The organism is Thauera phenylacetica B4P, from assembly GCF_000310225.1.
In the GTDB taxonomy this organism is placed as follows: domain Bacteria; phylum Pseudomonadota; class Gammaproteobacteria; order Burkholderiales; family Rhodocyclaceae; genus Thauera; species Thauera phenylacetica.
Window position 1 is genome coordinate 1 of sequence record NZ_AMXF01000138.1, and the last position, 10868, is coordinate 10868.

13 protein-coding genes and 1 pseudogene are annotated in these 10868 nt (G+C 69.4%); 7 read left to right on the top strand and 7 right to left on the bottom strand.

What is annotated here, in order from left to right:
* The 5 genes from earP to C667_RS15375 all read left to right on the top strand — a co-directional run.
* The coding region (gene earP / locus C667_RS15355) for an elongation factor P maturation arginine rhamnosyltransferase EarP (RefSeq protein ID WP_004368326.1) at positions 1 to 675 on the top strand (675 nt) is incomplete at its 5' end.
* Positions 676 to 740: 65 nt separating this feature from the next.
* Positions 741 to 1298, top strand: coding sequence for an elongation factor P (gene efp / locus C667_RS15360; RefSeq protein ID WP_004368327.1), 558 nt, complete (start codon positions 741 to 743; stop codon positions 1296 to 1298).
* Positions 1299 to 1442: 144 nt separating this feature from the next.
* Positions 1443 to 2015, top strand: a complete 573-nt coding sequence (locus tag C667_RS15365; protein WP_004368329.1) for a hypothetical protein — start codon at positions 1443 to 1445, stop codon at positions 2013 to 2015.
* A 29-nt stretch (positions 2016 to 2044) separates the two neighbouring features.
* Positions 2045 to 3196: a glutaredoxin family protein gene (locus C667_RS15370; protein WP_004368331.1), complete on the top strand. Its 1152-nt coding sequence runs from the start codon at positions 2045 to 2047 to the stop codon at positions 3194 to 3196.
* A gap of 160 nt (positions 3197 to 3356) precedes the next feature.
* The gene (locus tag C667_RS15375; protein ID WP_039921773.1) at positions 3357 to 4748 is read left to right on the top strand and encodes an MATE family efflux transporter; all 1392 of its coding nucleotides are present in this window, start codon (positions 3357 to 3359) and stop codon (positions 4746 to 4748) included.
* A 90-nt stretch (positions 4749 to 4838) separates the two neighbouring features.
* Here C667_RS15375 and C667_RS15380 read toward each other — a convergent pair whose 3' ends face one another.
* The 3 genes from C667_RS15380 to C667_RS15390 form a co-directional block, all read right to left on the bottom strand.
* On the bottom strand, positions 4839 to 6515 hold the full coding sequence (locus C667_RS15380; protein WP_004368334.1) for a magnesium transporter CorA family protein: 1677 nt from the start codon (positions 6513 to 6515) through the stop codon (positions 4839 to 4841).
* 77 nt (positions 6516 to 6592) lie between these two features.
* Positions 6593 to 6907, bottom strand: coding sequence for a ferredoxin family protein (locus C667_RS15385; RefSeq protein ID WP_004368336.1), 315 nt, complete (start codon positions 6905 to 6907; stop codon positions 6593 to 6595).
* 53 nt (positions 6908 to 6960) lie between these two features.
* Complete coding sequence (locus C667_RS15390) at positions 6961 to 7317, bottom strand: hemerythrin domain-containing protein (protein ID WP_004368337.1); 357 nt, start codon at positions 7315 to 7317, stop codon at positions 6961 to 6963.
* Positions 7318 to 7480: 163 nt separating this feature from the next.
* Here C667_RS15390 and C667_RS15395 point away from each other — a divergent pair.
* Together C667_RS15395 and C667_RS15400 are read left to right on the top strand one after the other, a co-directional pair.
* Positions 7481 to 7892: pseudogene (locus C667_RS15395) on the top strand (RrF2 family transcriptional regulator).
* Between the two features lie 183 nt (positions 7893 to 8075).
* Complete coding sequence (locus tag C667_RS15400; protein WP_004368338.1) at positions 8076 to 8651, top strand: DUF1282 family protein; 576 nt, start codon at positions 8076 to 8078, stop codon at positions 8649 to 8651.
* A 57-nt stretch (positions 8652 to 8708) separates the two neighbouring features.
* Here the strand turns inward: C667_RS15400 and C667_RS15405 are convergent, their stop codons facing one another.
* From C667_RS15405 to C667_RS15420, 4 genes are all read right to left on the bottom strand, one after another.
* Entirely contained in the window at positions 8709 to 9404 is a 696-nt protein-coding gene (locus tag C667_RS15405) for a succinate dehydrogenase iron-sulfur subunit (protein ID WP_004368340.1), read from the bottom strand.
* Positions 9405 to 9421: 17 nt separating this feature from the next.
* Positions 9422 to 9754 carry a succinate dehydrogenase, hydrophobic membrane anchor protein gene (gene sdhD, locus C667_RS15410; RefSeq protein WP_004368342.1) on the bottom strand — a complete coding sequence of 111 codons (333 nt, stop codon included), beginning with the start codon at positions 9752 to 9754 and terminating at the stop codon, positions 9422 to 9424.
* Positions 9751 to 10137, bottom strand: coding sequence for a succinate dehydrogenase, cytochrome b556 subunit (sdhC, locus tag C667_RS15415; RefSeq protein WP_039921774.1), 387 nt, complete (start codon positions 10135 to 10137; stop codon positions 9751 to 9753). The genes sdhD and sdhC overlap by 4 nt, the downstream gene beginning before the upstream one ends.
* A gap of 104 nt (positions 10138 to 10241) precedes the next feature.
* A partial coding sequence (locus C667_RS15420) for a YbfB/YjiJ family MFS transporter (RefSeq protein ID WP_004368345.1) occupies positions 10242 to 10868 on the bottom strand: 627 nt, incomplete at its 5' end.

The window sequence follows — 10868 nt, forward strand, 5'->3', positions numbered from 1 at the left end:
GCCTGGCGGGTCCGCCCCGAAGGCCGGGCCGCCTGGCTCGCCGCGCGCGGCATCGACGGCGGCCCGGATGCGCTGCGGGTGTCGCTGTTCGCCTACGAGCAGCCGGACCTCCCGGCGCTGTGCGAGGCCTGGGCCGGTGGCGACCGTGAGGTGCTCGTGCTGGTGCCGGAGTCGCGCGTGCTCGGCGATGTCTGCCGTGCGCTCGGTCGCGAGCGCCTGCGGGCCGGCGATCGGGTGCAGCGCGGCGCGCTCGTGACCCAGGTGCTGCCCTTCACCGACCAGGCGGGCTACGACGCGCTGCTGTGGGCCTGCGACTTGAACTTCGTGCGCGGCGAGGACTCCTTCGTGCGCGCGCAGTGGGCGGCGCGGCCCTTCGTCTGGCAGATCTATCCGCAGGCCGATGCCGCCCACCACGACAAGCTCGAGGCCTTCCTTGTGCGCTACCTGCAGGGGTTGCCGGTGGCCGAGGCGGATGCGCTGGCGCGGTTCTGGCGCGCCTGGAACGGCTGCGCGCCCGATCGCGCGAGCCCGGCCGCGGCCTGGCCCGCCTTCGCCGCGGCCTTGCCAGCCCTCGACCTGCACGCGCGGCGCTGGTGCGACGTGCAGGCGGCCCTGCCGGATCTGGCGACCGCACTCGACACATTCTGTTCCCACACTGCGCACGCCGCGCGGTAGAATCGCGCGCTAATTTTTTCAAGGACATGCGACCACGAGTCGCGTCGAACCATTCAGGAAACCGCATGAAAACCGCTCAGGAACTCCGTTCGGGCAACGTCATCATGGTCGGCAGCGACCCGTTGGTGGTGCAGAAGGCCGAATACAACAAGTCCGGCCGCAACTCCGCGGTCGTGAAGATGAAGTTCAAGAACCTGCTCACCGGCGCGCCGTCGGAGTCGGTCTACAAGGCCGACGACAAGTTCGAGATGGTCGTGCTGGACCACAAGGAAGTGACCTACTCCTACTTCGCCGACCCGATGTACGTGTTCATGGACGCCGACTACGAGCAGTACGAAGTCGAAGCCGACAACATGACCGACGCCCTCAAGTATCTCGAGGACGGCCTGCAGTGCGAAGTGGTGTTCTACAACGGCAAGGCGATCTCGGTCGAGCTGCCCAACAGCGTGGTGCGCGAAGTCGTCTACACCGAGCCCGCCGTCAAGGGCGACACCTCGGGCAAGGTCATGAAGCCGGCCAAGATCAGCACCGGCTTCGAGCTGCCGGTGCCGGCCTTCGTCGAGATCGGCGACAAGATCGAGATCGACACCCGCACCGACGAGTACAAGAACCGCGTGAAGTAAGCCGTGCTGCGGTGATGAATCAAATGGGGCCCGTTCGGGCCCCATTTTTTATTCGCTTGTTGCAGCGTGCATTTTGCGGTTCTTCTCCGTGGCGGGATTGCGTAACCTGCATCCTGTCGCCGTCGAATCCGCCCCTGCCCCGTCATGAACGCTTCCCGCCTGTTGCTCGCCCTCGCCGCCTCCGTCCTCGCCAGCGCCTGTGCGCCGGAACCCGCGACGGAACCCAAGCCCGAACAAGCCGCGCCAGCGCCTGAGCCGCCACGTAGCGATGCCGCGGAGGCCCGCCGCGAAGCGGCCGATGCAGCACGCGAGGCGGTGCAGAAGGCGGGCGAGGCCGCGCGCAAGATCGGCGAGGCGGGCACCGCCGCGGTGAATGCGGCGGTGCGTACCGCTGCCGAGAAGGCTGCCAGCGAGCTCGCCACGGACACTTCCCGCGACTCATCCGATGCGGGGGTGCTGAGCCAGGCGCCCAACGAAGACCGGGGCGGCGACGGTCGCCCTGCCGAGACCGTGCGCGACGCCAAGGAAGCCGCCGAGCAGGCGGCGCACCGTATCGCCGAGGCCACCCGCGGCGCGGCCGAACGCTTGCGCGAGGTCGGCAAGGAGGCGCTCGAGAGCATGCGCGCGCGCACCGAGCCGGCGACCCAGGAAGCCGCGCCGGTCGAGGAGCGCACCGCCGTGCCACTGGAGGAGGCCAGGGAGCCCGCCGGCCGCTGATCGGCACAACGCCGGCGAGGCGCGCATCCATGGCGATCGCATCCGTTCTCCGCACCCTGCTGCTGTTCGTCTGCCTGCTGTTCGCTCACGCGAGCCCGGGCGCCGATGCCGCCACGGCCGCACCGGCGCTCGACTTCCCCGCGCCGGGCCAGCTCCACGTCTATGTGCGCGAAGGCTGCCCGCATTGCGCAGAGGCCAAGCGCTTCCTTGCCGGCCTCGCCGAATCCCGCCCCGAACTGCAGGTCGTGCTGCGCGAGGTCGATCACGACCCCGCCGCGCGCGACGCCCTGGTGGCGATCAGCGCGGCGGTCGGGGCTTGGCCGCCAGGTGTGCCGACCTTCGTGTTTGGCGGTCGGGTGCTGGTCGGCTTCGACGACGCCGAGCACGTCGGCGCCGAGCTGCTGCGCCTGCTCGACGAAGCCGCGCCGCGCGCACCGCCCGGCACGGTCGAATCCGGCCTGTTCGGCACCCTCGAGGCGAGCGAGATCGGCCTGCCGCTGTTCACGCTCGCGCTCGGCCTGCTCGACGGCTTCAACCCGTGCGCGATGTGGGTGCTGTTGTTCCTGCTGTCGCTGCTGGTGCGTCTGCAGGACCGGCGGCGCATGGCGATGGTGGCCGGCACCTTCGTGCTCGCCAGCGGTGCGGTGTATTACGCCTTCATGGCAGCGTGGCTCAACGTGTTCCTGTTCGTCGGCATGAGCGAGGCCTTGCGCATCGGGCTGGCGGCGCTGGCGATGCTGATCGGCTTCATCAACGTCAAGGATTTCTTCGCCTTCCGCCGTGGGGTGTCGCTGTCGATCCCCGAGTCCGCCAAGCCCGGCCTCTACGCCCGCGCACGCGCGATCCTGAAGGCCGAATCCCTGCCCGCCTCGCTCGCCGCGGTGGCGGTGCTGGCGGTGGTGGTCAATTTCGTCGAGCTGCTGTGCACCGCCGGGCTGCCGGCGATCTATACCGCGGTGCTCACGCAGCATGCGCTGTCGCCGCTCGCGCATTACGGCTACCTCGGCCTCTACATCCTCGCCTACATTGCCGACGATGCGTTGATGGTCGGCACCGCGGTGCTGGCGCTCGGCAGCGGCAAGCTCGACGAGCGCGGCGGGCGCCGGCTCAAGCTGCTGTCGGGTGCGGTGATGCTGGCGCTCGGGTTGGTGATGCTGCTGCGCCCGCAATGGCTGGTGTAGCGCGGCGCGAACTGCGATTCGACGTTGCGGGTGCAGCGATCGTGCGCTGGAGCCCGCGCGGGATTGTTCGTCCGACAGGAACGATCTGCTCGCGCCTGCCCTCTTTATCCGCACTCGGCAAACGGCGATCATTCACGCCCTCCGTCCCACCGCCTCGAGCATGAGCGATCCCGCAGCCGCCCTCCCTTCTTCCACCAGCCGTGTCATCGTCGGCCAGTTGCTGCACCACGCCTGGCCGGTGCTGATCGCGCAGTTGCTGTCGATGTCGATGATGGTCGCCGACACCGTGATCGCCGGCCGCTACGGCACCGAGGACCTCGCCGGCGTCGCCATCGGCAGCAGCTACTACATCTCGGTGGTGATGCTGCTCACCGGCACGCTGCAGGCGGTGGCGCCGACCATCGCCCACCACGTCGGCGCGCGCCGCCAGGAGGCGATCGCGCCCGCGCTGCAGCAGGGCTTCTGGCTCGCGCTGCTGCTCGCGGTGCCGGGCGTTGCGCTGCTGCTGAGCCCCGGCTGGCTGCTCGAACTCGCCAGCGTGCCGCCCGCGGTCGCGGCCAAGGCCAGCGACTACCTCGCTGCCACCGCGCTGGGCCTGCCGGCGCTGCTGCTCTACCGCACCTTCTACGCCTTCAACAACGCGCTCGGCCGGCCGCGGGTGCTGATGGTGATCAGCGCCATCGTGATGTCCACCCACATCCCGCTGGCCTGGGCGCTGACCAACGGCACGCTCGGCTTCGCCGCGCTGGGTGGAGTCGGTTGCGGGCTATCGACCGCGCTGGTCAATTGGCTCGCCTGCGGCTGCGGCCTGGCCTATCTGTGCCTGAATCCCGCCTATCGGCCGTACCGGCTCTTCCACGCCTGGCAGTTGCCCCAGCGCAAGCCGCTCGGGCAACTGCTGCACCTCGGCCTGCCGATGGGCCTGTCCACCTTCATCGACATCAGCTCCTTCACGCTCATCGCCATCCTCGCCGCCCGCCTCGGCACCGAGACCGTGGCCGGGCACCGCGTCATCGCCAACTTCACCGGGATGATCTACATGCTGCCGCTGTCGCTGTCGATCGCCACCATGGTGCTGGTCGGGCAGGCGGCCGGCGCCCAGGACTGGCGCCGCGCGCAGCGCACCGCGCGGCTGGGCATGAAGCTGGCGCTCGGCTTCGCGCTGCTGATCGGGGCGCTGCTGTGGGTGCTGCAGAGGCCGCTGGTGGCGTTCTCGAGCGCCGATCCGGCGGTGCAGGCGGTGGCGCTCGGGCTGGTCGTCTGGCTGCTGCTCTACCAGGCCTTCGACGCCCTGCAGACGGTGGCCGCGCACGCGCTGCGCGGCTACAAGGTCACCCTGCTGCCGATGGTGGTGCATACCTTCTGCTTCTGGGGCATCGGCCTGGCCGGCGGCTACTGGCTGAGCTTCCATGCGCCCTGGCGGGTCGATGCGCCGTCGGTGGCCGGCTTCTGGCAAGCCTGCGTGCTGGCGACGCTGGTGGCGACGGTGCTGTTCGGCACCATGCTGCGCGGGGTGGCGAAGCGGCATGTGCGCGAGGTGGTGGCGGGATAGCGCCTGCAGGGCTGCGTGGCGCCGGGCGCGCGCCTGCCATCCGGGCCGCGGCGGACCGCGCAGGCGCAATCGATCGGCCGCCGCTCGGCCTCAATCCGCCCCGCGGCGCCACACCGCGGCCAGCGCCTTGACCTTGGTCCAGCCCGACAGGCGCTCGTCCGACACCGCGTCGAGGAAGTCCGACAGCCGCTTGGACTTCACCATCGTGTACATCGTCAGCGCGGTGGACACCACGAACACCAGCGCGAAATACAGCAGCCGTTCGCTCAGCGGCGATTCCGCCTCGGCGAGCAGGTTCATGCCCAGGAAGCCGGTGGTGATCGTGCCGATCAGGCCGAAGATCGTCACCACGGTCAGCCGCACCACGGTGTTGGCCTGGCGGCGCAGGCTGTCGGCGTCGAGGTAGCTGTTCATGTCGGCGGTGCGCTCCTTGACCTCGGCATACAGCGGATCGATCTCGAGGTGATCCACCGTCATGCGAAACAGCGCGCGCGTCTGCGCCTGCTCGGCGATGTCGTGGAACCAGTAGCGGTGGGTGAAGCGCAGGAAGCCCTCGAAGCTGGCGCGGATCGCGCGCTTGAAGCGCCGCACGCTCTCCGGGTCGGCCACATGCAGCCGCTTCAGCGCCTCCACCAGGCGCTCGGAGAACATCAGCAGCGCTGCCTTCTGGAAGTGCGCGATCAGGAACAGCAAAAAGTGCTGGTGGCGGAACTGCGCCAGCACGCCGCGCTCGCGGTCGGTGAAGAAGGCCGATTTCGCATCGCCGACCACGACCAGCGCGTGGCCGCTGCACAGGTAGCGGGTGTTGGGCGCGGCCCCGGCGCTCGACCAGAAGCGGTCGTAGCAGTAGCGGCGCTCGAAGTCGGCCAGATGCGGTTCGCCATAGGGCAGGGCGTTGCCGCTGCCGTCGTGCACCGCCTGCACGGTACGCGGCCCGGCGCCGGTCACCAGGCCGAGCCGGATGAAATCGTTGCGCGTCAGCGCCTGCGGGTCGTCGAGGGCGAGATAGGCCGTCAGCGGCATGCGGTGATATTCGATCTGGCGGTAACGCAGCGCGCCGGGCTGCTCCGAGTAGGCGCTCACCAGCGGCTGCATCAGCCACGCCCAGTGCGACGCGATGCGCGGCGCCCGGTGGCGGCTCACATGCGCCATGAAGGCCTCGCGCTCGTGCGCGTCGGTGCGGGCCAGCACCGAGCCGTCGCGCCCGATCAGCTCCGACACCGCGAGGCTGTGCAGCGCGCGGCCGTCCGCATCCCAGCCCGACGGGTAGGCGCGGCCGATGCGGTACATCAGCTCCTGCACCTCGGACAAAGGCAGGCCGCCGCCGGCCACCTCGACGTTGAGGATCACCACGTCGACGTCGAAGAAGAAATACAGATGCACATGGACGACATCCAGCGTCACCGGCGCGTCGCCATCGCGGGCAGCGACACGCACCTTGGCGATATCGCGACGGCGGAACACCCGCATCGCCGGCCCGGCATCCGCCGCGCCGCTGTGCTGCGAGCGCCCCTCGCCGTACAGGAACTGCTGCACGTAGGGCAGGAAGGTCACGAACTCGTTGTAGTGCCGCTCCTGGAAGATGCTGCCCTCGACCTCCAGGTCGTGCTCCACCTCGCGCCACGGCGACGCCTCGCCCATGTCGCGCAGCACCTGCCACGGCCGCTGCTGCGGGCCGAGCGCACCCGCTCCCGTCAGCAGCCGCAGCGGCCACAGCAGGGCGAGGCGGAAATGCTTCACCGTCGGCTCGGCAGCGGGCTCGGCCATGACGTGTCTCCCTTCGCTTCGCGGGTTCTTGTCCGGGCAGTGTAGCGACAGGAGAGGGGAGGCGGGCGGCGAGCGTGCTAGGGGGCGGTCCCCGGCAGGTCGGTCGTCGCATCCGCCACGCCCGCCGAGGTTTCGAGCCACTTCCGCTTCTCCGTCACCTTGGCCCACGTGTTCGCGTCGGGCAGCGCCGGATGGGCCTCGACGATGCGTGGCCAGGCCTTCGCCAGCGTGGCGTTGAGCGCGAGGTATTCGCGCTGCGCCGCGGTGAGCTCATCCTCCGGGACGATCGCATCCACCGGACATTCGGCCACGCACAGGGTGCAGTCGATGCACTCCTCCGGATCGATCACCAGGAAGTTCGGGCCCTCGCGGAAGGCATCGACGGGGCACATGCTGACGCAGTCCGTGTATTTTCAACGGATGCAGGCTTCGGTGACGACGTGGGTCATGGCCGCGCCTCCTCGAACAGGGTCTCAAGCACGGGAAAGAGCTCGCGCTCCTCGAAGCGCACATGGTCGATCAGCGCCTGCCCGGCCTGCGCCTCGTCGCGGCCCTGCAGCGCCGCGGCGAACAGCCGCCTGAGCTGCGCGTGCTCCGCGCGCAGGCGTTCGGCGAGCGCCAGGTGGCGATCGGTGTCGAGCAGCGGCAGCAGGTCGCGCTCCTCCTCGGCGAAATGGGCTTCGAGGCCCGGCAGCTCCGCGCCGAGCTCGGCCTGCGCCCCGCCCGCGAGCAGATGCCTGCCGAGGCGCAGCGCGGTGTGATGCTCACGGGACAACTGGGCGAGACGGCTGTGGCGTTTCATGGCGGCTCCTTGCGGCAACTCCTTGAAGAGGAGTATCAAACTCCTCTTTTAAAGAGGCAATTCATATGAATCTATTGTAGCTAGCATGGCGGCTACAGCCACGCCTCTGCACACCCTGCCGATGAACATCACCCAGCATACCGACTATGCCCTCCGGGTACTCATGTACCTGGGGGCGGTCCCCGAGCGGCGCGTCACCATCAAGGAGGTGGCCGAACGCTTCGACATCTCGCGCAGCCACCTGATGAAGATCGTCACCGAGCTGGTGGCGAAAGGCTTCGTCGACGGCGTGCGAGATCGGCCTCGACAACGTGGTGCGCCAGCTCGAACCCAGCCACGCGCTCGTCGAGTGCTTCGGAACGCAGTCGCACTGCGTGCTGGATCCGGCCTGCCAGCTCAAAGGTGCGCTGGACAGCGCCCTGCAGGCCTTCCTGGCCGCGCTCGACCGCGTTTCGCTTGCCGACCTCGTCGGCAGCGACGCACGGCTGCACGCGGCGCTCGGCCTGCAAGCGGCGGCGCGCGCCACCGTGCCAATCACGATCGTGCACCCGCCCGCCGATCGCGAGCGGCGATAGTCGGGGCGCGCTGCACCATCGGATGACGGTCGGCCTGCGGTTCGTTGGCGCGCAGAGCCGCGGGAGGGTTCTTCGCGCGCTGCTCGCAACGCATTCGCCGCAGGGAGGCTGGGCCATACTAATTTATGTCATGTTGTGATATAAATTCCTCGACCTGCCCAAACACGCCAGCAGAGATCGATCATGTCCTCCCTCCATCTGCCGCCCATGCTGTGGTCCTCGGACGCCGCCTGGACCGAGCTCTCCCGCCGTCCGCCCTCGCTGGCCACCCTGGTCTTCGGGGTCGCCCTGCCGGCCGCCATGTTGCCCCCCGCGATGTTGTCGCATGCGACCGACGTCGGATCGGCCCACTATCTGCCCGCCCTCTCCGCTTCCGCCTGGCAGTTTGTGGAGTTCGCGCTGTTCGCCGCGCAACTCGCCGGCTTCCTGATGATCCGCTGGCTGATCGGCGCCGTCGCGGCGAGCCATGGGGCGCGGGCGAGCGCACGCGACGCCTGTCTGCTCGCGACGGTATCCCTGCTACCGCTCTGGCTATCGTCGTTCGCACTCCTGCAGGACGGGACGCTCGCCGTCCTGGTGCTGCCGTTGCTGGCGATCGGTGCCTCGGTCGCGCTGCTGAAGCGGGGTGTCCGCTGCATGCTCGGGGTTCGTGAGGAGATCGTGGCCCTGGAGATCGGCATCGTCGCGATCCACTGCGGCGTGCTGGCCTGGGCTGCAACGATGGCGGTGTTTCTTGTCCCGGGTCTCCCGGCGCTTTGACGTGGACAGAACGCGGTCCGGCCCGTGGGGCGGATGGCGCGCTCCCGCCCTGCCTCTTCAGGACGAACGCCGCAGCAGCGCCAGGCGGATGCGCTCGATCGCGTGCGAGGGGCTCAAGCCCTTCGGGCACACCTCGGTGCAGTTCATGATCGTGCGGCAGCGGTAGAGGCGATAGACGTCGTCGAGGAAGTCGAGGCGCTCGGCGGTGGCGGTGTCGCGGCTGTCGGCGATGAAGCGGTAGGCCTGCAGCAGCCCGGAAGGCCCGATGAACTTGTCCGGATTCCACCAGTAGGACGGGCAGAACGCACTGCAGCAGGCGCACAGGATGCACTCGTACAGTCCGTCCAGGCGCTCGCGCTCGGTCGGGCTCTGCAGCCGTTCGCGCTCGGGCAGGGGCGCGTCGCTGATCAGCCAGGGCTTGATCGAGTGGTAGTGGGCGAAGAACTGCGTCATGTCCACGATCAGGTCGCGGATCACCGGGAAGCCCGGCAGCGGACGCAGCACGATCGGTTCTTTCAGCCCCTCGAGCGCGGTGAGGCACGCCAGCCCGTTGCGGCCGTTGATGTTCATCGCGTCCGAGCCGCACACGCCCTCGCGGCACGAGCGCCGGAACGACAGGCTGTCGTCCTGCACGCGTAGCCGCATCAGCACGTCGAGCAGCTTCTTGTCGCCCGCCTCCGGCTGCACCTCGTAGGCCTGCATTCGCGGCGGTGCGCCGCTCTCCGGGTCGAAGCGATAGATGTCCAGTCTCATGTCGCGCCCTTCCCCGCTCAGGTGGACAATGCGGCCGCGGCCAGGCTCAGCAGCACGCGCACCAGCACGCCGAGCAGCACGACCGCGATCAGGCTCAGCACCGCCAGCCGCAAGCCGCGCGGCTGGATATAGTCGAGCACGATGTCGCGCAGGCCGACCCAGGCGTGCGCGCACAAGGCGCCGAACAGCAGGGCGATCAGCGGCCCACCGAGCACGCCGCCCGCGAAGGCGCGCCACGCGGAGAAATCGAGCGGCGACGCAAAGGGCAGCGCGAGAACGGCGAGCACGAGCAGCAGCAAGGCGCTGATGCGCTGGACCACCCAGGCCCGCTGTCCGTCGAACAGCCTCATGACAACCCCCAGAAGAGCAGGAACACTGCCAGCGCTGGCGCGGCGATCAGGACGAGGCGGGCGCTGGCGCGCGCACGCTCGAGCTCGCCGCCGATGCCGACGTCCATCAGCAGGTGGCGGATGCCGGCCAGCACGTGATGCACGAGCGCCCACACCAGCACGCCGGCTGCCACGACCGCAAGTGGCGACGAAATCAAATCGCGCACCGAGGCGAAACCCGCCTCGTCGCGCAGCGAGGTGTCGAGCAGCACGGCGACGACGGGCAGGGCGATGAACAGCAGCACCCCCGAAACACGGTGCGCGATCGATGCGATTGCACCGATCGGAAAGCGGATCTGCGCCAGTTTCAGGAATACCGGCAAGCGACGAGGATGCCTGTCCATGTGGGCTCCCGGGCAGTTCGAGCCGCCGCCGGTGGCGGCGGAACAGCGCTTACCCGAACCATAGACCATAGGCCGGTGTGGTGCCGGCGTCGGTGCGGTGCGCCCTACGATGACCGCGCGTCCGACGCCGATCCACTGCCTTCGCGCCACAGCCAGACGGACGTGATCGCCAGCAGCAGGCCGGCCGCCGCGCTCGCCAGGCTCAGCGCATCCAGGCCGGCAACGCGCGTGTCGCCGACGAGGCGCACCAGCAGCGGACCGGCGATCTGTCCCGCGGCGAAGCCCGTGGTCATGCGCGCCAGCAGCGCCGTCGGGTTCGCGGGCATGCGCTCGCGCGCCAGTTGAAGGCCCGCCATGGTGGTGACCATGAAGGTCCCGCCGACCAGGACGGCCGAGGCCGCCAGCACCCACAAGGCCGGCTGCAGCAGCGGGAGCACGGTGCCCACCGCCATCACCCCCTGCGCGATCGCCCACACCTTGCGGCGCGACCAGCCGTGCAGCCGGTGCGCGGCGAAGGCCACCGACAGCACCGCCGCCATGCCGAAGATGGGCCAGGTGAGCCCGAACACGAGCGGGTCGGACACCAGCTGCCGGGCCATCGTGGGCAGGAAGGTCGCGGGAATGATGTAGCCGAAGCCGAACGCGCTGTAGCACAGCACCACCCCCAGGTTTCCGCTCGCGATCGCGGGCGCTGCGGGCCGCGGCGCGCCCGCCACGCCGGAAACCGCGGC